This is a genomic window from Lentzea sp. NEAU-D7 (assembly GCF_026242055.1).
Lineage (GTDB): Bacteria > Actinomycetota > Actinomycetes > Mycobacteriales > Pseudonocardiaceae > Lentzea.
Genome location: NZ_JAPJDL010000001.1, coordinates 354,090 through 378,430 on the forward strand (window position 1 = coordinate 354,090; position 24,341 = coordinate 378,430).

Genomic DNA, 24,341 nt, shown 5'->3' on the forward strand with positions numbered 1-24,341 from the left:
CCCGAGGTACGCGTCGGCAGCTCGCCGCGGTCCGTCGGCGGACCGCCCGCAGTCCGACGTCGGCCCGCCGACGGAGTTCGTCGGCGGGCCGGAGACCTCACACCAGCGGGGCGAAGAAGAACGTGTCCCGGCGGGCGAAGTGGCCATCCTCGGTGAACTCGAAGAAGTCGGAGAACCGCAGGTTCACGGCGCTGCCGTCGTGCAGGACGCCGGCGAACGTCCCGTAGACCGCGACCTCGTCCTCGCCCTCCACCACCTTGTCGACGGTGTGGCGGCCTTCGCGGATCACGCGGGCGCCGCCGTAGAACGCGGTCATCTCCTGGTGGCCGACCATCGGGGCGTAGCCGGGGCGGCGGTAGGTGGCGTCTGGGCTGAACATGTTGACCAGGCCCGTGACGTCGCCCGCGTCGACGAGCTCGTAGTAGCGGTGGACGGAGGTGACGTGGGTGGTGTTCAGGGTGGCGGTCATGAGCGGGGCTCCTCGCTGGAGAGGTGGGTGGACAGGACGGCGCCGATGGACGCCAGTGGTGCCGGGGCGGTCAGGCCGCCGTGGGTGCTGTGCACGCGGTGGACCTCGACGCGGCCGGTGAAGTGCGGCAGCCACGAGGCCGGGGTGGGGTCGGACGGGGATTTGCCTTGCGTGGCCTCGAACACGTGCGCGTCCGCGGCCAGGAGTGACGGCTTGTGGCGGTTGTGGAGGTTGACGTTCGCCGCGAACACCTCGGGCAGCGCTGCCCCGCCGAAGCCCGCGAGGGGGCCTGCCTGGTCGCGGATGGCCTCGTCGAACTCGGCGCGGTCGCGGACGGGCCGGTCGAGCTCGTAGCCGAGGGACAGCAGCAGCGGGGTGAGCAGGTCCGGGTCGTCCGGTGACACCGGCGGGTGCTCCTCGGCCTCGGGGTAGCCGTCCAGCAGGGCCAGCAGGCCGATGTCGGACGGTGGCAGGAGTGTCGCCATCTCGTGCACGACGACCGCGCCGAACGACCAGCCGAGCAGGTGGTACGGGCCGTCCGGCTGGACGGTGCGGACCAGGTCGAGGTAGTCGGCGGCCATCTCCGCGAGGGTCGCGGGCATCGAGGACGGGTCGGTCAGGCCGCGCGCCTGCAGGGCGTACACCGGGCGGCGCGGGTCGAGGTGCGGCAGCAGGCCGAAGTACTCCCAGCCGATGCCGGCGCCGGGGTGGACGCAGAACAGCGGTGCGAGGTCCCCGCCGGCGCGCAACGGGATCAGCACGTCCAGCGGGTCGCCGGCCGCCGACGTGCCGAGCCGTTCGGCCAGGGTGGCCGGGGTCGGGGCGTCGAACAGCAGGCGCAGCTCAGGGCGCACGCCCAGTTCCGCCCGGATCCGGGAGACGAGCTTGGCCGCCAGCAGCGAGTGGCCGCCGAGGTCGAAGAAGCCGTCGTCCGGCCCGACCGACACCCGGCCGAGCACCTCGGCGAACAACGCGCAGAGCGTCGCTTCCAGTGCCGTCGCCGGTGGACGCGCCTGCGCGGTCACCACCTCCGGTGCGGGCAGGGCTCGCCGGTCGAGCTTCTCGTTGGGCGTCAACGGCAACGCGGGCAGCACGACGAACGCCTCGGGCACCATGTAGCGGGGCAGGAACTCGCCGAGCGAGCGCCGCACCGCCGCCGGGTCGATCCCGTCCGGCGCGACGAGGTACGCGACCAGCCTGTCGTCGCGCACGATCACGGCCGCCTGGGCGACCTCCGGCAGGGCGCACAGCGCCGCCTCGACCTCGCCGGTCTCGATGCGCAGGCCGCGGATCTGCACCTGCTGGTCGGCGCGGCCGTGGAACGCGAGCCGCCCGTCGGGCAGCCAGCGCACCAGGTCGCCGGTCCGGTACATGCGCCCGCCGGTCGGCGAGGCCACGAACCGGGTCGCGGTCAGGCCGGGAGCGCCCAGGTAACCGCGTGCGAGACCGGCGCCCGCCACGTACAGCTCGCCGACCACGCCGGGCGGCACGGGCCGCAGGTGCTCGTCCAGCACGAGGGCGACGTAGTTGTCGATCGGCGTGCCGATCGGCGGCAGGTCCGCGTCCGCGCCCGGCGGCACCAGGCCGCACGTCGAGTTCACCGTGCATTCCGTTGGGCCGTAGGTGTTGTACAGCTCGAACGGCATGCCGGCGGGCGGACGGCGGCGCAGCACGTCGCCGCCGGTGTGCATGACGCGCACCGAGGACGCGGCGAGTGCCGGCTCGTCGAGCATGGCCTCCAGCCGCGGGGTGGCCAGTGACGACACCGTGATCGCGCTCTCCGCGATCCACTCGGCCAGCGCCTCGGTGTCCTCCAGCACCTGCCGCGCCGGCAGGTGCAGGGCCGCGCCGGACACGAGCGTCGGCCAGATCTCCGCGACCGCCGCGTCGAAGCCCTGAGCGGACAGGTGGCTCGACCGGTCGGACGGCACGAGCCCGAGCGCGGTCACCAGCCAGGCCGTCTGGTTGGCGAGAGCGCGGTGTTCGACCACGACGCCCTTGGGACGGCCGGTGGAGCCGGAGGTGTAGATGACGTACGCGGCGTCGCGCGGGTCTCCCCCGACCTCCGGCGCGGTGGCCGGGTGGTCCGGGACCTCCCCGTCCAGCAGCACCTTCGCCGCGTCGCTGGACGCGACCAGGTGCGCCAGCGCGTGCTGGGTCACCACGACCGGCGCGTCCGCGTCGGCCAGCATGTAGACCAGCCGCTCCGGCGGGTAGGTGGGATCGACCGGCAGGTAGGCCGCGCCGGTCCTGAGCACGGCCAGCAACGCGACGACGCTGCTGGTGTCCCGGTCCGTGCAGACCCCGACGACGGTGCCGCGGCCCGCGCCGAGTGCGATCAGGTGGTGCGCCAGCCGGTTGGCCCGTTCGTCCAGTTCGCGGTAGGTGAGCGTGCCGTCGTGCGCGACCACCGCGGGTGCGTCCGGCGTGCGCGCGGCGACCTCGGCGATCAGCGCGTGCACGGGCCTGTCGATGTCGTGGGCGATGGACGTGTCGTTCCATTGCCGCAGAACGGCTTCGCGCTCGTTCGCGGTCAGCACGTCGATCCGGCTCAGCGGGGCGGAGGGGTCGGCGACGAGCGTCCCGACGAGACGGACCAGCCGGCCCAGCAGGCTCTCGGCGGTGGCGCGGTCCCACAGGTCGACGGCGTACTCCAGGCACACCTCCAGCCCGTCGGCGCTCTGCCCGAAGCCCAGCGACAGGTCGAGCTTCGCCCCGCCGGTCGTGGTGCGGAGGGTCCGCACCTCCAGGCCGGGCAGGCCCAGCGCGTCGTCCTCGACGCCGTCCACCCCGTCCTGCAGGGCCAGCGACACCTGGAACAGCGGGTGCCTGGTGCTGGAACGCTCCGGGTTGATCCGCTCCACGACGCGGTCGAACGGCACGTCCTGGTGTGAGTAGGCGGCGAGGTCGGCCTCGCGGACGCGCCCCAGGACCGTGGTGAAGTCCGGGTCTCCGGACAGGTCCACCCGCAGCGCGAGCGTGTTGACGAACAGGCCGACGAGGTCGTCGAGGTCCTCCGGGCCGCGCCCGGCGACCACGGTGCCGATCACGACGTCGGTGCCCGCGCCGAGCTTGGTCAGCAGTGTCGCCACGGCCGCGTGCAGCGCCATGAACACCGTCGCGTGGTTGGCCCGTGCCAACGCGACCAGCGCGCCGTGCGTGTCGGCGTCGATGTGAGCGCGGACCTCGTCGCCGATGTTGCTGGACACCACCGGACGTGGCCGGTCGACCGGCAGCCGCAGCTCGTCGGGGATCCCGTTCAACGTCTCCGCCCAGAACGCGACGGGGTCGTCGGACGAGCCCAGCAGTTCCTGTTGCCGCAGGCTGTGGTCGGCGTACTGGATCGGCAGCGGCCGCCAGCCGGGCGCGATGCCCTCGCAGCGGGAGCGATAGGCGTCGGCGAGGTCGCGCAGCAGCACGCCGGTCGACCAGCCGTCCGTGGCGATGTGGTGCAGCGCCAGCAACACCACGTGGTCACGCTGGCCGACGCGCAGCACGTGCACCCGCAGCGGGATGTCGGCGGCGAGGTCGAACGGACGTGCCACCAGCGCGGCCAAGGTGCGTTCCAGGTCGGCTTCGGCGCAGTCGGAGACCTCGAACACGAGCTCGTCCGCCGGCAGCACGACCTGGTGCCATCCGGCGGCGTCCTCGGGGAACACGGTGCGCAGGGCCTCGTGCCGTTCGACGACGTCGAGCAACGCCGTCCGCAGCGCCGTCAGGTCCAGATCACCGTGCAGCCGCAACGCGTGCGGCGCGGTGTAGGCGTGGTCGGCGACCTCCATCGCGAGCCGCACACCCAGCTGGGCGGACGACAGCGGCACCCGGTCCGGCCGGTGGTCCGGGCGGGGCGCGATGCGCATCGGCGCCGTGGTGTCCAGATGACCGTCGAGACCGCGTGGCGTGGGGTCGCGGAACAGCACGCGGATGCCCAGCTCGACGCCGAACACCGTGCGGAGGGAGGCGAGCAGCCGCGCCGCGAGCAGCGAGTGCCCGCCCAGGTCGAAGAACCCGTCGTCGAGGCCGACCGCCTCGAGCCCCAGCACCTTGGCGAACAGCCCGCACAGGATCTCCTGCCGGGGCGTGCGCGGCTGGCCGCCGCCGACGGCGTACGACGGCGCGGGCAACGCGCGGCGGTCCAGCTTTCCGTTCGGTGTCAGGGGGAACTCGTCGAGCGCGACGAAGGCGGCGGGCACCATGTGCTCGGGCAGCCGCTCCACCAGGTGTTCCCGGAGGCGCTTCGGGTCGGCGGCGCCGACGACGTAGGCGACGAGCCGTTTGCCGCCGGGGCCGTCCTCGCGTGCCACGACGGCCGTGGCCGTCACGTCCGGATGTGCGGTCAGCACCGCCTCGATCTCCGCGGGTTCGACGCGGAACCCGCGGATCTTCACCTGGTCGTCGGCGCGGCCCAGGTAGGTCAGCGTGCCGTCGGCGCGCCGGCGGACCAGGTCACCGGTCCGGTACAGCCGCGCCCCGGCGGTGAACGGCGAGGCGACGAACCGTTCGGCGGTCAGGCCCGGCCTGCCTAGGTAGCCGTGCGCGAGGCCCTCCCCGCCGACGTACAACTCCCCCACCGCACCGGTCGGCACGGGCGCCAGCCGGTGGTCGAGCACGACCGCGCTCTTGCCCTGCAACGGGAACCCGATCGGCACCGTCGTGCCGTCCCAGCCGTGCGGCACGGTGAACGAGGTGGTGAATCCCATGCTTTCGACGGGCCCGTAGCCGTTGACCACGCCGATGCCCGGTACGGCGGCCAGCACGGCGCGCACGTGCCCGGCCGAGGCCGCCTCACCACCGGTCAGCGCCCAGCGGAGTCCGGTGAAGATCTCCGGGCTGGTGTCCCAGAGGTGGTTGAAGAGACTGGCGGACGCGTCCAGCACCGTCACGCCGTGGTGCACCACGAGCCGCGCGATCACGGCGGGCTCCGGCCGTTGACCGGGGTACAGCACCGACGTGCCGCCGGCCAGCAGCGGGCCGAACAGCTGGGTGGCGAAGGCGTCCCACGACACGGAGGCGCACTGCAGCCACACCTCGCCGGGACCGAACCCCGCGTACCGCTGGCCGGCGAGCGTGCCGGTCAGCGCGCGGTGCGGGGTGCCGGCCGCTTTCGCGGCACCGGTGGAGCCCGAGGTGAACATGACGCACGCCAGGTCGTCGGGACCGGTTTCCGGTGCGGTGAAGGGCATCGGCCGGACGTAGTCGAGCGCGACCACCGGCACGTCCACGTCGAACGGGCGGTCGGTCAGGACGAGCCGCACCGGCAGGGACGCGACCATCGACGCCAGCCGCGCGGGCGGGAAGTCGACGTCGAGCACGCAGTAGGCCGCACCCGCCTTGAGGACGGCCAGCAACGCGGTCGCCATCTCCACGCCACGTCCGATGTGGACACCCACGACGTCTCCTCGCCGGATCCCCTGCGAGACCAGGAAACCTGCGAGATTGCCGGAATCGGCGTCCAGCCGCGCGTAGGTGACCTCGGTGTCACCCGACACGAGCGCGACTGCCTGCGGGGTGCGAGCGGCCTGGCGTGCGAACAGCTCGTGCACCGTGGCGGCGGGCACGGGCGGCTCGGTGGTGGCGAGCACCGCGGCGCGTTCCTCCGCGGACAGCACGTCCAGGTTCCACAACGGACGGTCCGGGTCCGCCGCGGCCTGGTCCAGCAGCCGGACCAGCCGCTCCAGCAGCATTTCGGCGGTCGCGTCGTCGAAGAGCCCGGTGAGGTACTCCAGCGAGCACTCCACCCCGTCCCGTCTCTCGCGCAGCGACAGGGTGAGGTCGAACTTCGCCGCGCCCGCCCCGATCGGCTCGGCGGTGGCGGTGAGGCCGGGCAGGTCGAGTCCGTTCGAGTCGTCGCCGGTGTCGGCGAGCACCATGACCTGGAACAGCGGGTGCCTGCCCGGTGCCCGCACCGGGTTCAGCTCCTCCACGAGCCGGTCGAACGGCACGTCCTGGTTGCCGTAGGCGTCCAGCGACTCCTCGCGCACCCTGGCCAGCAGTTCGCGGAACGACGGGTCGCCGGACACGTCCACCCGCAGCACCAGCGTGTTGACGAAGAACCCGACCAGGTCCTCCAGCGCCTCCTCGCCGCGTCCGGTCACGACCGTGCCGATCGGGACGTCCTCGCCGGCGCCGCTGCGGGTCAGCAACGCGGCGAACGCGGCCTGGGCGACCATGAACAGCGTCGCGCCGGACTCCTCGGCCAGCACGGCGAGTCCGCGCGTGGTGCGGGCGTCGAGCAGCGCGGTCACGGCGGAGCCCGCGGTACCGGTGTCGCCGTCGCGCGGACGGTCGACCGGCAGCGGGATCTCCTCGGGCAGGCCGGCCAGCTTCGCCCGCCAGTGCGCCAGCTGGGTGCCGAGCACGCTGCCCGGGTCGTCGGCCGCGCCGAGGACGTCCTGCTGCCACAGCGTGTAGTCGGCGTACTGGACGGGCAGCGGCTCCCAGTCCGGCGCTTCGCCCGCCAGCCGTGCGGTGTAGGCGGTGGTGAGGTCGCGCAGCAACGGCCCGAGCGACCAGCCGTCGCTGACGATGTGGTGCATCACCAGCAGCAGCACGTGCTCTTCCGGCCCCTGCTCGAGCAGGTGCGCCCGGAACGGCGGGTCGGCGGCGAGGTCGAACGCCTCCCGCGCCGCGCGGCCCAGCACGACGGCCGGATCGCCCGGTTCGAGCACGGCGAGCACGACCTTCGCGTCGTCCAGGATCTCCTGGTACGGCTCGCCGTCACGGCTGGGGAACGTGGTGCGCAACGCCTCGTGCCGTGCGACGACGTCGGTGAGCGCGAGCTCAAGTGCTTCTCTGTCCAGCGTTCCGCGCAGCCGGAGCGCGAGCGGGATGTTGTAGGCGGCGCCGGTTCCCTCGTGCCGATCGAGGAACCACAGCCGTTGCTGGGCGAACGACAGGGGGATCACAACGTCTCCTTGGACCTCGGCCGAGCCCGCAGCACGGGCCTCGGGGCGGGACGGGCGGCCGCCGGAAGGTGGGCCGCCAGGCCCGCGACCGTCGGGTTCTCGAACACGGTCCGCACGCCCAGTTCCGCGCCGAAGACCGACCGCACCCGGCTGACCAGGCGCATCACCAGGATCGAATGGCCGCCCAGCACGAAGAAGTCGTCGTCGACGGTCACCTCGGGCGCGTTCAGCAGCTCGGCGAACAGGCCGCACAGCAGTTCCTCGTGCGGGCTCTGCGGCGCACGACCGGCGACCCGCCGCACGTCCGGAACGGGCAGTGCGGCGCGGTCGAGCTTCCCGTTGGGCGTGCGCGGCAACGACTCCAGCGCGACGACCGCGGCCGGCACGAGGTAGTCGGGCAGGTGCTTCGCGGCGAACTCCCGCACGCCTTCGGCACGGCCGACGACGTACGCGACGAGCCGCTTGTCTCCGGGGCTGTCCTCGCGGACGACGACCTCGGCCTGCCGCACACCGGGATGCCGGGCGAGCACCGCGCGCACCTCGCCGGGCTCCACCCGGAAGCCGCGGATCTTGACCTGGTCGTCGGCGCGGCCGAGGAAGTGCACCACGCCCTCGCGGTCCTGGCGCACCAGGTCGCCGGTGCGGTACATGCGCTCGCCGGGCGCGCCGTACGGGTTGGCGACGAACCGCTGCGCGGTGGCGGGGGTCTGGCCCAGGTACCCGTGCGCGAGGCCGTCACCGGCCATGTACAGCTCTCCGGGCGTGCCCGGCGGCACCGGCCGCAGCCACTGGTCGAGCACGAACACCCGCTTGCCCGTCACCGGGCGGCCGACCGGCACGCTGATCCGTTCCAGGTCCCGCGGCTCGACCGCGTGGCAGAGGGTGAAGATGGTGTTCTCCAGCGGCGAGTAGCCGTTCACGACCCGCAGGAACGGGTGCCGGTCGAGCAGCGTGCGCAGGTGCGGGATCGAGGCGGGTTCGCCGCCGGTCATCACCTCGCGGACGCCGTCGAACACCTCGGGCATCTCGTCGACCAGGAAGTTCAGCAGGCTGGCCGAGACGTGCAGCGCGGTGACGCCGTGCGTTTCGACCAGGCGCTTGATCTGCGCCGGCTCCGGGGTCTGGCCGGGTTGCAGCACGCAGGTGGCGCCGGAGAGCAGCGGACCGAACAGCTCCAGCGCGAAGGCGTCCCAGGACACCGGCGAGCACTGCAGCCAGACCGCGTCCTCGGCGAAACCGACGTAGTCCTGGCCGGTCAGCGTGGTGACGAGCGCCCGGTGCGACACGACGACGCCCTTGGGACGTCCCGTGGAGCCCGAGGTGAACATGACGCACGCCGGGCTGTCCGCGGTGATCACGCGGGTGAAGTCGTCCGCCGGGTGGTGGCCGCCGTCGGCGTCCTCCAGCACGAACACCGGTCCGGCCTGGTCGAGCAGCGCCTGCCGGCGGTCGGCCGGGTGGTCGGGGTCGAGCAGGACGTACGCCGCGCCCGCCTTCAGCACGGCCAGGATCGCGACGGCGAGGTCCACACCGCGCGGCAGGCACACCGCGACCGTGTCCCCGGCCTCGGCGCCCTGTGCCGCCAGCCTCCGGGCGAGCCGGTTCGCACGGGAGTGCAGTTCGGCGTAGGTGACGGCCTCGCGGTCGTCGATCACCGCCACGGCGCCGGGCCGTCCGGTCATCAGGTCCGGCAGGGTGGCGTCGCGGTGCGGGCTGTCGCCGGAGGAGTTCCACTCCCCCGTGACGACGTGCAGCTCCTCCGCGTCCAGGAGGTCCACTGTGGACAGCGGTGTGCCGGGGTTCTCGGCGACCGCCTCGAGCAACCGCGCCAGCCTGGTCACCACGGCCTCGGCCGTCTCGCGGTCGTAGAGCTCGGTCGCGTACTCCAGCTCACCGGTCAGCCCGGCCGGTGTCCCGTCCTGCGCGAACGCCTCCCGCAGGCCGAGGGTGAGGTCGAACTTCGCCGCCCCGGTCGCCGCGGGCAGCGTCTCCACCTCGAGGCCCGGCAGCGCCAGCTCGCCCTCGGCGTTGTTCTGCAGCACGACCATCACCTGGAACAGCGGGTGCCTGGCCGTGGTGCGGGCCGGGTTCAGCTCCTCCACCAGCCGTTCGAACGGCAGGTCCTGGTGGTCGTAGGCGGCGAGGTCGTGCTCGCGGACCCGGTCGAGCAGTTCCAGGAACGTCGGGTCGCCGGACAGGTCGGTCCGCAGCACGAGCGTGTTGACGAAGAACCCGACCAGGTCGTCCAGCGCCTCGTCGGCCCGTCCCGCGACCGGGGTGCCGAGCGGGACGTCCGCACCCGCTCCCAGCCGGGACAGCAGTGCGGCGAACGCGGCGCGCAGCACCATGAACGGCGTGGCACCAGCGGCCCGTGCCAGCGCCGTGAGGCTCTGGTGCACGTCCGCGCCGATGCTGAACGGCACGACGTCGCCCTGGTGGGCGGGCCGGGCCGGACGTGGCCGGTCGGCCGGCAGCGTCGCCTCCTCCGGCAGCGCGGCGAGAGCCTGCCGCCAGTGCGCGAGCTGGTCGTCGATCGGGAGCCGTTGCTGCCACAGGGTGTAGTCCGCGTACTGGACCGGCAACGGAGTCCACTGTGGAGCTTTGCCGTCGACGCGGGCGGTGTAGGCGTCGGCGAGGCCGGTCAGCAGCGGCCGCATCGACCACCCGTCGGCCGCGATGTGGTGCACCACGACCAGCAGCACGTGGTCACGTTCGCCGGTGCGGAAAAGCCGCACCCGCAGCGGGCTCGCGGTGAGGTCGAACGGCCTGCGGGACTCCTCCTCGACGGTGCCGTGCGACTCGGCGAAGTCGACAGCCGCCGGCAGGACCTCCTGGTAGACCTCGCCGTCGCGCTGGCGGAACACCGTCCGCAACGCCTCGTGCCGGTGCACGACGTCCTCCAGCGCCGCGCGCAGTGCCGTCACGTCGAGGTCGCCGGTCAGCCGCAGAGCGATCGGGACGTGGTAGGCGGCGCCGGGTTGCTGGACCTGTTCGACCGTCCACAACCTTTGCTGCGCCGAGGAAAGCGGCACGAGCTCCGGTCGTTCGACCGGCACCACCCGTTCCCCGGCGGGCCGGCCGGAGTCCAGACGTGCCTCCAGCGCGGCCACGGTCGGCGCGTCGAACACCTCGCGCAACCCGATCTCGGTGTCGAACGCGGCACGGATCCTGGCCACCAGCCGGGCGGCGAGCAGCGAGTGCCCGCCGAGGGCGAAGAAGTCGTCGCGCAGACCGACCTTCGGCGTGCCCAGCAGGTCCGCGAAGAGGCCGCACAGCACTTCCTGGCGGGCGGTGCGCGGGGCGTCGTCGCCGACCCGCACGGCCGGAGCGGGCAACGCCCGGCGATCGACCTTGCCGTTCTGCGTCAGCGGAAGCGCGTCCAGCACGACCACCGCCGCGGGCACCATGAACGCCGGGAGCAGCGCGCCGACGTGCTCGCGGACCTCCTCGGCGGTGACCTGGCACCCGGCCGCCGGCACGACGTACCCGACCAGGCGCTTGCCGGTCGCCGGTTCCTCCCGCACGACCACGACCGCGTGGGCGATGCGCTCGTGGCGGGTCAGCGCCGCCTCGATCTCCCCCGGCTCGACCCGGAAGCCCCGGATCTTCACCTGGTGGTCCGCGCGGCCGAGGAACTCGATCACGCCGTCCGCGCGCCACCGGCCGAGGTCACCCGTCCGGTACAGGCGGCCGCCCGCACACGCGACGAACCGTTCGGCGGTCGCGCCCGGCCTGTTCAGGTACCCGAGCGCGAGTCCGTCGCCGCCGACGTAGATCTCGCCGGGAACGCCGGGTGGCACCGGGTTGAGGTCACCGTCCAGCAGGTGCACGGTGGTGTGGGCGATGGGCGCCCCGATCGGCACCGGTCCGCCGGCCTCGGTGATCTGGTGCGTGGTCGCGAAGACCATGCTCTCCACCGGCCCGTACCCGTTCACCAGCCGGACGTCCGGGTACTCGCGCAGCACGCGGGCGATGTGGGCGGGCGACGCGGCATCGCCACCCGTGACGACCTCGCCGACCTGCCCGAACACCTCGGGGTGGGTGTCCACCAGCGCGGCGAACAGGCCCGCGGACAGCCACAGCCGGTCGACGCCGTGCCGTGCGACCTGCTCGGCGATCAGCGCCGGGTCGGGCACCTGGCCCGGCGCGAGCACGCAGGTGGTGCCGTGCAGCAAGGGCTGCCACAGTTCCAGCGCCGCCGCGTCCCACGCCACGGGCGCCGCCTGCAGCCAGACTCCGCCCGTGCCGGCGAACCGCTGGCCGAAGAACATCCGCACGGCGGCCCGGTGCGTCGTGACGACGCCCTTCGGCACACCCGACGAGCCGGACGTGAACATCACGCACGCCACGTCACCGCCGCCGACCGGGAAGCCCGGCCTCGTCGGGGACTCGCCCCGCACGTCGTCCACCCGCACGACGTCCAGGTGCTGCGGCAGCAGGCCCGCGACGGACGGGTGGCTGACCACCAGGTCGAGCCGTGCCTCGTCCACGATGCGCGCCACCGGGTGCGTCGGGTCGAGCGGCACGTAGGCCGCCCCGGTCTTCAGCACGCCCAGCAGCGCCACGACGAACGCCGGCGAGCGCTCGACCAGCACACCGACCAGGTCTCCCCGGCCCACTCCGTGTTCGAGCACCTTGTGCGCCACCTGGTTGGCCCACGCGTCCACCTCGGCGAAGGTCAGGCGTTCGTCGCCGAAGACCAGCGCCACCGCGTCCGGGCGGCGTTGCGCCTGTTCCTCGAAGAGGTCCACGAGCGACCGGTCGCGCGGGTAGTCGGCGGAGGTGTCGTTCCACTCGGCGAGAAGTTCGTGCTCCTCGGCGGACAACACGTCCACGCTCGACACCCGCGCGTCCGGGTCGATCCCGGTCGCGACACGTTCGAATCGCGTGATCAGCGCACGGGCCGTCGCGGGTTCGAAGAGGTCCGCCGCGTACTCCAGCGTGCCGGTGATCCCCGCCGGGCCGTGCTCGTCCGCGGTCTCGGCCAACATCAGCGCGAGGTCGAACTTGGCCGCCGTCACCGCGATCTCCACCGGCTCACCGTCCACTCCGGACAGATCGGCGGCGGGGGTGGCGGCCTGGACCGTCACGAACACCTGGAACAGCGGGTGCCGTGCGGGCGAACGGACCGGGTTGAGCTCCTCGACGACCTTCTCGAACGGCAGGTCCTGGTTCGCGTACGCCGCCAGGTCCGTCTCCCGGACCCGGCCGACCAGTTCGCGGAAGGTGGGGTCGCCGGCGAGGTCCGTGCGCAGCACCAGGGTGTTCACGAAGAACCCGACCAGGTCGTCCAGCGCCTCGTCGGTGCGACCGGCCACCGCAGTGCCCAGCGGGACGTCCGTGCCCGCGCCGAGCCTCGACAGCATCAGCGCCAGCGCGGCCTGCACGACCATGAACAGCGTCGCGTCGCACTCGCGGGCGATCGCCAGCAACCGGCGGTGTGCCTCGGCGTCGAGCGACACGGCCAGCTGCTCGCCGCGGTGGCTCGGGGTCTCCGGGCGTGGCCGGTCGGTCGGCAGCGCGATCTCCTCCGGCAGCCCGGCGAGTGCCGTCCGCCAGTGCCCGGCCTGAGCATCGGTGTCGAGTCCCTGCTGCCACAGCGCGTAGTCGGCGTACTGGACCTCCAACGGCGGCAGGTCCGGCTCGGCACCGGCGCGGCGGGCGTCGTAGGCGACGCCGAGGTCACGCAGCAGCGGTCCCCACGACCAGCCGTCGGTCACGATGTGGTGCATCACCACCAGCAGGACGTTGTCCTCTTCGGACAGCCGGAACAGCGCGGTTCGCAGGGGAAGTTCGGTCGCGAGGTCGAACGGCCTCGCCGCCTCGGCGGCCAGCAGCGCGTCCAGTTCGCTCTCGTCGCACCCGGTGATCTCCAGTGCGCACTCGGCGTGGGGCAGGACGACCTGCTCGGGCACGCCGTCGCGGTCGGGGAACACCGTGCGCAGCACCTCGTGGCGGGCGAGGACGTCACCGAACGCGGCGTGCAGTGCGACGGTGTCGAGCGGTCCGCGCAGCCGGCGCACGATCGGCACGTGGTAGGTCGTTCCCGGCCCCTGCATGCGGTTCAGGAACCAGAGCCGGCGCTGGGCGGCAGACAGCGGGAGCCGGTCGGGACGGTCGGCGGCGCGCACGGAGGGCCTGGCCGCGGCGAGGGAGTCGGCGCGGGCGTCCAGACCGCGCACGGTCGGCGTGCGGAAGACCTCGCGCAGCGCGAGCTCCACGCCCAGCACCGTGCGCACCCTGCTGACCAGACGGGCGGCCAGCAGCGAATGCCCGCCCAGTGCGAAGAAGTCGTCGTCCAGCGACACCTCGGGCAGGTCCAGCAGGCCGGCGAAGATGCCGCAGAGGATCTGCTGGCGCGGCGTGCGGGCGGCGTCCCCGGTGGACGCGGTGACGTAGGGAACGGGCAGGGCGGCGCGGTCGAGCTTGCCGTTGGCGGTGCGGGGCAGCTCGTCGAGCAGCACGAAGGCCGACGGCACCAGGTGGTCGGGCAGTCTGGCCGCGGCGAACTCGCGCAGTGCGACGGGATCGGCCGCTCCCACGACGTAGGCCACCAGGCGCGGCCCGTCGAGCACCACGACCTCCGCCTGCCGGACGTCCTCGCAGGCGTTCAGCACGGCCGCGACCTCGGCCGGTTCCACCCGGAACCCGCGGATCTTCACCTGGTCGTCCGCGCGGCCCAGGAACTCGACCGTGCCGTCCACGCCCTGCCGCACCAGGTCACCCGTGCGGTACATGCGGCCGCCGAACGGGCAGGCGACGAAGCGCTCGGCGGTCGCGGCGCCCTGGCCGAGGTAGCCGTGCGCCAGGCCGGTGCCCGCCATGTAGAGCTCACCGGGTGTGCCCGGCGGGACCAGACGCAGGTGCTCGTCCAGCACGTAGACCTGCTTGCCCGCGAGCGGGCGGCCGACCGGGATGCTGCGGCGCTCGAAGTCGGGCGGCAGGATCCGGTGGCACAGGGTGAAGATGGTGTTCTCGAGCGGCGAGTAGCCGTTGACCAGCCGGACGTCCGGGTGGCGTTCCAGCAACGTCCGCACGTGCGCCTTCGACGCGGCCTCACCGCCGGTCATCACCTGGCGGACGCCGTGGAGCGCGGCCGGGTACTCGTCCAGCACGAAGTTGAGCAGGCTCGCGGACAGGTGCACGGTCGTGATGCCGTGAGCCGCGATCAGCTCGACGATCCGCGCCGGTTCGGGCGACTGGCCCGGTTGCAGCACGCACGCGGCGCCGGAGAGCAGGGCGCCGAACAGTTCGAGCGCGAACGCGTCCCACGAGACCGGTGCGCACTGCAGCCACACCTCGTCCGCGCCGAACGCGACGTAGTCCTGGCCGGTGAGGGTGGCGACGATCGCGCGGTGCGAGGTCAGCACGCCCTTGGGCCTGCCGGTCGAGCCGGACGTGAACATCACGCACATGGCGGCGTCCGGCCGCACGTCGCGGTGCAGCGGCTCGGCGCTCAGTCCGGCGGCGCCGCGGAGGTCGACCAGCCGGCCGGGCAGGGGTACCGGGCCGTCCACCACCGTCAGCGCGGGGTCCGCCTGCCGCACGAGCGCGGCCAGCCGTTCCGCCGGGTGGTCGGGGTCGAGCAGCAGGTAGGCGGCACCGAGTTTGAGCACCGCGAGCACGGCCGCGACCAGTTCCGGTCCCCTGGGCAGGCAGATCGCGACGAGCGTGCCCGCGTCGGCGTCGACGTGCCGCGCGATCCGGTTCGCGTGCGCGTCCAGTTCGGCGTAGGTGGTGCGCCCGTTCTCGTGGATCAACGCGGTGGCGTCCGGTGTCCGCAGCGCGTGGCGCGCGAAGATCTCGTGCAGGCAATCGCCGGACTCGACGACGCCGGTGTCGTTCCACTCCACCGCGATGGTGTGCCGTTCCGCCGGGGTCAGAAGGTCCACTTCGGACAGTCGCAGGCCGGGGTTCTCCGCGACGGCGGTGAGGAACCGCACGTAGCGGTCGAGGATCGCGGTGGCGGTGCGGTCCTCGAACAGGTCGGTCGCGTACTCCAGGTGGCAGGTCAGGCCGTCGCCGGTCTCGTGCAGGGTCAGCGTGAGGTCGAACTTGGCCGTGTGCCGGTCGACCTCGACGAGCTCGGCCTCGCAACCGGGGAACTCGGCGCCGGCCTCGGCGTTGTTCTGCAGCACGACCATCACCTGGAAAAGCGGGTGCCTGGCCAGGGTGCGCGTGGGGTTCAGTTCCTCGACGACGCGGTCGAACGGCACGTCGGCGTTCGCGTAGCCCGCCAAGCCTGTCTCCCGCACCCGGTCGAGGAGCTCGCGGAACGTCGGGTCGCCCGAGACGTCGTTGCGCAGCACCACCGTGTTGACGAAGAGCCCGACCAGGTCGTCCAGCGCCTCGTCGCCCCGTCCGGCGACCGGCACGCCCACCGGGACGTCCGTGCCCGCGCCGAGGCGGGACAGCAGCGCGGCGAACGCGGCCTGCACGACCATCGCCCGGGTCGCCTGACCGGACCGCGCGAGCCCGGCCACGTCGGCGTGCACGTGCGCCGTCACCAGGCCGCCGCGGTGGCTGGGAGAGGCGGGCCGCAGGTGGTCCGCGGGCGGGCTCGCCTCGTCCGGGAGCCCGGCCAGCGCCGTGCGCCAGTGGCCCAGCTGCTCGCTGAAGTCCTGCTCGTGCTGCCACAGCACGTGGTCGGCGTACTCGACGGGCAGGGCTTTCCACTGCGGCGCGCTGTTGTCGAGACGTGCCGCGTAAGCGGTGGACAGGTCGCGCAGCAGTGGCGCGACCGACCAGCCGTCGGCGGCGATGTGGTGCAGGACCAGCATCAACACGTGCCGGTCAGGCGCCTCTGCGGCGAGGTAGACCCGCAACGGCGGTTCGGTCCGCACGTCGAACGGCCGGGTCGCGCTCTCCTCCAGTGCCGCCGGGTCCAGCGGGACCAGGTCGACCTCCGCGGGCAGCACGACCTGGTGCGGCTCGCCGGCCTGCACGGGGAATACCGTGCGCAACGGCTCGTGGCGGGCGACGAGGTCCACCAGGGCGAGGCGCAGCGCGTCCCGGTCGAGCGATCCGGTGAGGCGCAGGGCGATCGGGACGTTGTAGGCGGCGCTCGGACCGTGCACGTCTTCGAGGAGCCACAGCCTGCGTTGCGCGTGGGACAGCGGCATCCGTTCCGGGCGTGGCCTCGGTGCCAAGGCCTGGCGTGCGTGCTCGAGCGAGTCGAGCAGCGCGTCCAGCGCCGCCGGCGTCGGCCGGTCGAACACGTCCCGCAACGCCATCTCGACGCCGAACGCGGTGCGCGCCTTGGCGACGAGCCGTGCGGCGAGCAGCGAATGCCCGCCCAGCGCGAAGAAGTCGTCGTCCAGCGAGACCCGGTCCGCGCCGAGGAGGTCCGCGAAGATCCCGCAGAGGACCTCCTGCCGCGCGGTCCGCGGCGCCCGTCCGCCGGTCTGGGCGCGCTCGGGCTCCGGCAACGCACGCCGGTCGAGCTTTCCGTTCGGGGTCAACGGGAACGCGTCGAGCACCACGACGGCCGAGGGCACCATGTAGTCGGGCAGGCGTTCCGCCAGGTGCTCCAGGAGGCCTTCGGCGTTCCCGACTACGTAGGCGACCAGCCGTTTGCCGGTGCTGCCGTCCGCGCGCACCTCGACCGCCGCGCGCTCGACGCCGGGCCGGCTCAGCAGCGCGGCCTCGACCTCACCGGGCTCGACCCGGTAGCCGCGGATCTTGACCTGGTCGTCGGCGCGGCCGAGGAACTCGACCGTCCCGTCCGGCCTCCACCGGCCGACGTCGCCCGTGCGGTACATCCTCCGGCCGTTCGCGCACGCCACGAACCTCTCGGCGGTCGTGGCGGCCCGGTTCAGGTAGCCGTGCGCGAGCCCGTCGCCCGCGAGGTAGATCTCCGCCGCGACGCCCGGCGGCACCGGGTTGAGGTCGCCGTCGAGCAGGTGCACGGTGGTGTTCGCGATCGGCGCGCCGACCGGCACCGGCCCGTCGACCTCGGTGATCTGGTGCGTGGTGGCGAAGACCATGCTCTCCACCGGTCCGTACCCGTGCACCAGCCGCACGTCCGGAAACTCCCGCACGACGCGGTCGAGGTGTGCGGCCGAAGGGCTCTCACCGCCGGTCATCACCTGCCGGACGACGCCGAAGACCTCCGGGTGGGTGTCCAGCACCGCCGCGAACAGCCCGGCCGACATCCACAGCGTGGTGATCCGGTGCCGGGCCACCAGCCGGGCGATCACCGCGGGGTCGGGGACCTGGCCGGGGGCGAGCACGCAGGTGCCGCCGTGCAGCAGGGGCGGCCACATCTCCAGGGTCAACCCGTCCCAGGAGACCGGGGCGGACTGCAGCCAGGAGCCGCCGAAGTCCACATAGGACTGACCGAAGAAGGTCCTGACCGTGGCCCGGTGGGAGGACATCGCACCCTTGGGCACGCCCGAGGAGCCGGACGTGAACAGCACGCACGCCACGTCGTCCGCCGTGATCGCCACGGACGGCCTGGTCGTGGGCTCCTCCCCCGGACCGGACGGCACCGCGACACCGGCCGGTCGGGTCACTCGCGCCAGGCGGTCCGAATCGTCGGTCACCACCAGGTCCAGCCGCGCCTGGCCCGCCACGGACGCGATCCGGTCGTCCGGATGCCCGGGGTCGAGCGGCACGTACGCCGCGCCCGCCTTCAGCACACCCAGGATCGCGGCGACGAAGTCCGGTGAACGCCGCACCAGCACACCCACGAGGTCACCACGCGCGACACCGCGGGCGATCAGCCGGTGCGCGACCTGGTTCGCCCGCGCGTCCAGTTCCGCGGCAGACACCTCCACGCCGTCGAACACCAGCGCCGCGGAGTCCGGAGCCCCGTCGACCCGCTCCTCGAACAGCTCCACCAGCGTGCGGTCGTGCGGGTAGGCGACGCCGGTGTCGTTCCACCGCGCCAGCGCGTCCCGTTCCTCGGCGAGGAGCGTGCAGACGCGCGACAGCGGCACGTCCGGCTGCGACGACCACGCGTCCAGCAACGCCGTGAAGCGACGGGCGAGCAGGGTCGCCGAGGGTTCGTCCCACAGGTCGAGCGCGTAGGTGAGCCAGCCGCGCACGCCGTCCGCGGTCTCGGCGAGGTCGACGGTGAGGTCGAACTTCGCCGGGTGCAGCTCGACCGAACCGGTCTCGACGGTCAGGCCGGCGAACTCCGGCGCGTCCTCCGGGGCGTTCTGCAGCACCAGCATCGTCTGGAACAGCGGGTGCCGCGACCGCGAGCGTTCCGGGTTGAGCTCCTCCACCAGCCGCTCGAACGGCAGATCCTGGTGCGCGTAGGCGGCGAGGTCGGCCGTGCGGATCCGGCCGAGCAGCTCGCGCAGCGTCGGGTCGCCGCTCAGGTCCGTGCGCAGCACGAGGGTGTTCACGAAGAACCCGACCAGGTCGTCCAGCGCCTCGTCGGTCCGGCCGGCCACCGCCGTGCCCACCGGGACGTCCGTGCCGGCGCCCAGGCGGGACAGCAACGCCGTCAAACCGGCCTGCAGCACCATGAACAGCGTCGAGCCGGTCTCCGCGGCCAGGTCCGAGAGCCGGCGGTGCACCGCGGAGCCGACCGAGATCTCGACCGCCGCGCCACGATGGGTCGCCGCGGCGGGACGGGGGTGGTCGGTGGGCAGGACGACCTGCTCGGGCAGTCCGGCGAGGGCGTCGCGCCAGTACGCCAGCTGACCGGCCATCTCGCTGTCCGGGTCGTCGGCCGACCCCAGCACCTCCTGCTGCCACACCGTGTAGTCGGCGTACTGGACGGGCAACGGCTCCCAGTCCGGCGCATCTCCCACCAGCCGCGCGGCGTAGGCGGTGGCGAGATCACGGGTGAGCGGACCCCAGGACCAGCCGTCCGTGGCGATGTGGTGCATCACGAACAGCAGCACGTGGTCCTGTTCGGACACCCGGAACAGCGTGGGCCGCCACGGGTGTTCGGCCGCCAGGTCGAAGTCGTACCCGGACGCCTCGGTCATCGCGTCCCACAGGCCGGACTCACCGGACTCCTTGCGGAGCACCGGAACGGTGTCCAGCACCAGCTGGTGCGGCTCACCGTCGACGTCCGGGAACACCGTGCGCAACGTCTCGTGCCGGAAGGCAACGTCGGCCAGTGCGGACTCCAGCGCGTCCACGTCGAGCGGGCCGCGCAGCCGCAGGGTGTGGGTGGCGTTGTAGAGCGCGCCTGCCGGGTCGAGCCGGTGCAGCAGCCACAGCCGGCGCTGGGCGAAGGACAGGGGGCTCACAACGTCTCCTTTTGCCGGGCCCGCGCCCGCAGAGCGGGTCTGGCCTTCTTCGCGAGTACGAGTCGGTCGGCCAGATCGGCCACGGTGGGTCCGTCGAACACGGTGGCGACGGACAGTTCGGCGTGCAGTTCCCGGCGGATGCGGCCGAGCAGCCGCATCACCAGCAGCGAGTGGCCGCCCAGCCGGAAGAAGTCGTCGTCGATCGACACCGACGGCACACCGAGGACTTCGGCGAACAACGAGCACAACGCGCGTTCGTTCGCGGTGCGCGGGGCACGGCCCTCCACGACCACCGCGTCGGGTGCCGGGAGCGCCCGCCTGTCGAGCTTGCCGGTGTCGGTGCGCGGCAGGGCGTCCAGCACCACGAACGCCGACGGCACCAGGTGCTCGGGCAGCCGTGCGCGGGCGTGGTCGCGCAACCCTTGCGCGCCACCGACCACGTACGCGACGAGCCGTTTGTCGCCCGGCCGGTCCTCCCGCACCACGACCTCGACCTGCCGCACGTCCGGGTGCCCGGCCAGCACCGCGCGCACCTCGCCCGGCTCCACCCGGAAGCCGCGGATCTTCACCTGGTCGTCGGCACGTCCCAGGAACTCGACGATCCCGTCCGCGTCCTGACGGGCCAGGTCACCCGTGCGGTACATCCGTCCACCGCCGAAGGGGTTCGCGACGAACCGCTGAGCCGTCGCCGCGCCCTGCCCGAGGTAGCCGTGCGCCAGCCCGTCGCCCGCCATGTACAGCTCACCGGGCGTTCCCGGTGGCACCGGGCGCAGCCACCTGTCGAGCACGTGCACCTGCTTGCCGGCCAGCACCCGGCCGACCGGGACGCTGCGCCGCTCGGTGTCCTCGACGGTGATGCGGTGGCAGAGCGTGAAGATCGTGTTCTCGACCGGCGAGTAGCCGTTGACCAGGCGGAGGTCCGGGTGGCGTCGCAACGCCGTCCGCACGTGCGCCGGTGACGCCGCCTCGCCGCCGGTCATCAGCTGCCGCACGCCGTTGAACGCGTCCGGGTGCTCGTCCAGCATGTAGTTCAACAAGCTCGCGGAGACGTGCACGGTCGTGATGCGGTGTGCGGCGATCAGCTCCGCGATCCGTTCCGGCTCCGGCGACTGGCCGGGCTGCAGCACGCACGTCGCACCGGACAGCAAGGCGCCGAACAGTTCCAGCGCGAACGCGTCCCACGACACCGGCGAGCACTGCAACCACACCTCGTCCGCGCCGAACTCGACGTAGTCCTGGCCGGTGAGGGTGCCGGCGAGCGCGCCGTGCGACGTCAGCACGCCCTTGGGGCGGCCGGTGGAGCCAGAGGTGAACATCACGCACGCCGAGTCCGCCGGAGTCACCTCGACTTCGGGCGGGGTGACCGCGGTGCTGTCCGGAACGGTCGTGATGACGGTGCGAACGCCCGCGAGCGCGGTCACTGCCTCCAGCCGGGCGGCGGGGAAGGCGACGTCGAGCACCGTGTAGGCGGCTCCCGCCTTCAGCACGGCCAGGATCGCGACGACGAGCGGGATGCCGCGTTCCAGGCGCACGCCGACCACGTCGCCTCGGCAGACGCCTTCGGCCACGAGCCGGTGTGCCAGGTGGTTCGCCCGGCCGTCCAGCCCTTCGTAGTCCACTGTGGACCCGTCACAGACCAGGGCCGTGGCGTGCGGCGTCCGAGCCGCGATCCGCGAGATCAGCTCGTGCAGGGTGGCGGAGGCGCGCTTCGGTGCCGCGGCGACCACCGCCCGTTCACCCGGCAGCAGGAGGTCCACGTCCGCGACGAGGACGTCCGGTGCCTGCGCGACGGCCTCCAGGAAGCGGACCAGCCGGGCGGCCAGCGCCTGGGCCGTGGCCGCGTCGAACAGGTCCGTGGCGTACTTGAGCGTGCAGTGCAGCCCGTCGCCCTCGGCGAAGTCGAACACCAGGTCCGCCTTGGCGGCACCCACTTCGAGCGGCACGTCCGCGCAGGACAGACCAGGGAAGTCCGGCGCGGTCGCGGGCGGCTGGAGCACCAGCAACGTCTGGCACAACGGGTGCAGACCTTGGGCGCGGGCCGGTTGCAGTGCCTCCACCAGCCGGTCGAACGGCAGATCGCCGTGCCGGTGCACGGCACCGTCCTGTTCGCGCACCCTGGCCAGGAGCTCGCGGAACGTGGGCTGCCCGGACAGGTCGGTGCGCAGCACGACGGTGTTGACGAAGCACCCGACCAGGTCGGCCAGCGACTCGTCCTCGCGGCCGGCGACGATCCCGCCGATCGGCACGTCCTCCCCCGCGCCGAGCCGCGACAGCAGCCCGGCGAGCGCGGCGCGGAGCACCATGAACGACGTCGCCCTCGACTCGCGGGCCAGCGCCACCAGCGCGCCGTGCACCGCCGCGTCGAGGCTGACCCCGACCTCGCCCGCCACGCGGACACCGGCCGAGCGGACCGACCGGTCCGCGGGCAGTGCGATCTCCTCGGGCATGCCCGCGAGCTCCGCGGTCCAGAACGCCAGCAGGTCGCCGTCCTCGGCCAGCAGGTCGCGGTGCCAGCTCGTGAAGTCGAGGTACCGCACCGGCAACGGGGCCCAGTCCGGTGCGCGGCCTTCGAGCCGGGCGGCGTAGGCCCGGGCCAGGTCGCGCCACAGCGGGGTGATCGACCACCCGTCCACCGCGATGTGGTGCACGACCAGGACCAGCAGGTGCTCGTCCTCCCCCTCGGCGAGCAGGCCCGCCCGGATCGGGATCTCCACCTCCAGGTCGAAAGGCCGCGAGACCAGATCGTCCACTGAGGACAGCTGCAGCGACGGCGCGTCGAGCACCCGCTGGTACGGCTCGTCTTCGAACATCGGGAAGATCGTGCGCAGCGGCTCGTGCCGTGCCACGACGTCGGCCAGCGCGGCGGTGAGCGCGGGCACGTCCAGCGGGCCGCGCAGGCGCATCGCCATCGGCACGTTGTAGGCGGGCCCGCGTTCCGACTGCTGCACGAACCACATCCGCCGTTGGGCGGCGGAGAGCGGCGGTCGCACGGGGTGCGCCACCGGCACCGGACCGGACCGGGCGGTGCCGGCCGTCGCCATCACCGCGGCCAGCAGCGCGGGCGTGGACGACTCGAACACCGCCGGCGCGGGCACCTCGATCCCCGCGACCGTCCGCAGCCTGCCGACCAGCCGCGCCGCCGCGAGCGAATGACCGCCCAGCGCGAAGAAGTCGTCGTCCACACCGATCGGCGAGACGCCCAGGACCTCGGCGAACAACGCGCAGACCGCGTCCTCCGCCGGAGTGCGCGGCGGTCCGCCCGAAGGCACGCGTTCCCTGACCGGCACCGGCAGAGCACGCCGGTCGAGCTTTCCGTTGGGGGTCAGCGGCAAGGCGTCGAGGAACACCACGTCCGCGGGCACCATGTAGCCGGGGAGGACCGACGCGCAGTGCTCGCGCACCTCGGCCTCTGTGGGAGCCTGGCCGTCCGCCACCGCGTACGCCACCAGCGACTTCTCGCCCGCCGGTGTCGTCAGCACGGTCACCGCCGCCTGCCCGACCCGCGGGTGTGCGGCGACCACGCCCGCCACCTCGGCGGGTTCGATCCGGAAGCCGCGGATCTTCACCTGGTCGTCGGTCCGCCCGGCGAAGTCGAGGTCCCCGTCGGGTCGCAGCCGGCCCAGGTCGCCGGTGCGGTACATGCGCTCGCCCGGCGCCCCGAAGGGATCCGCGACGAACCGCACCGCCGTCTCCCCCGGCCGCCCGAGGTACCCGCGGGCGAGCTGGACACCGGTCAGGTACAGCTCACCGACCTCGCCCGCCGGCACCGGTCGCAGCTCCGCGTCCAGCACCCGGATCCCCGCACCGGGGGTCGGACGGCCGATCGGCACGAGGCCGCTGCCCCCGACCTCGCGGCACGGCAGGCACGTGACGCCGACGGACACCTCGGTCGGTCCGTACTCGTTGTACAGCACCACGTCCAGGCTCTCGCGGAACCTGTCCGCGACCGCGATCGGCAGCCCCTCGCCCTCCGAGGCCACCAGCCGCAACGGCCCGTCCGCACCGTGCCGCAGGTACTCGTCCAGGAACAGCGGGATCATCGACGCGACGAACCGGATCATCGTGATCCGCTCGGCGCGCACGGTCCTCGCCAGGTAGGCGGGGTCCCGATGGCCGCCGGGGCGGGCCATGACGAGCGTCGCCCCGGCGGCCAGGGTCAGGAAGACCTCGACGACCGACGGGTCGAACCCCGACGGCGTCTTCTGCAGCACCCGGTCGCCCCGCCCCAGGCCGTAGTGCGCCTGGACGTCGGCCATCCGCTGCAGGATGCCGCGGTGGGTGATCACCACGCCCTTGGGCTTGTTGGTGGTCCCCGAGGTGAACATGACGTAGGCGGGATGGTCGGGCAACGGTGCCGCTGCGTGCTGCTCACCGGCCCGCGACCACTCCGCCACGTCGGCGAGGCCGAGCGTCAGCGTCGGCCGCGCCACCTCCACCACGTGCGCGGTCCGCTCGGCGGGGTAGTCGGGGTCGAGCGGCAGGTACGCGGCTCCCGCCCGGACGATCGCCAGCAACGCGACGACCAGCTCGGCCGAACGCGGCACCGCGACGGCCACCACGTCCTCCGGTCCGACGCCCTTTTCCGCGAGGACGCGGGCCAGGCGGCCGGCGCGAGCGTCCAGCTCGGCATAGGTGAGCACCACGCCGTCGCACTCGACGGCGGGAGCGTCCGGAGCCGAGCGCACGGCCCGGTCGACCGCGGACGGCAGGGTCTGGAGATCGTCGAGCACGGTGGCACCCCCTGGGCGGGTAGGA

At 73.2% G+C, this 24,341-nt stretch carries 4 protein-coding genes; all 4 read right to left on the reverse strand.

From position 1 onward, the window contains the following. Nucleotides 1-97: 97 nt before the first annotated feature. The 4 genes from ORI60_RS01630 to ORI60_RS01645 are packed head-to-tail and all read right to left on the reverse strand — an operon-like array spanning nucleotide 98 to nucleotide 24,316. Complete coding sequence (locus ORI60_RS01630; RefSeq protein ID WP_266033124.1) at nucleotides 98-469, reverse strand: nuclear transport factor 2 family protein; 372 nt, start codon at nucleotides 467-469, stop codon at nucleotides 98-100. Further along, nucleotides 466-7,374 carry a non-ribosomal peptide synthetase gene (locus ORI60_RS01635; RefSeq protein ID WP_266033127.1) on the reverse strand — a complete coding sequence of 2,303 codons (6,909 nt, stop codon included), beginning with the start codon at nucleotides 7,372-7,374 and terminating at the stop codon, nucleotides 466-468. The genes ORI60_RS01630 and ORI60_RS01635 overlap by 4 nt, the downstream gene beginning before the upstream one ends. Next, nucleotides 7,371-19,586, reverse strand: coding sequence for a non-ribosomal peptide synthetase (locus tag ORI60_RS01640; protein WP_266033129.1), 12,216 nt, complete (start codon nucleotides 19,584-19,586; stop codon nucleotides 7,371-7,373). Before ORI60_RS01640 ends, ORI60_RS01635 begins: the two co-directional genes overlap by 4 nt. After that, entirely contained in the window at nucleotides 19,583-24,316 is a 4,734-nt protein-coding gene (locus tag ORI60_RS01645; protein WP_266033131.1) for a non-ribosomal peptide synthetase, read from the reverse strand. Before ORI60_RS01645 ends, ORI60_RS01640 begins: the two co-directional genes overlap by 4 nt. Between the last annotated feature and the right edge of the window lie 25 nt (nucleotides 24,317-24,341).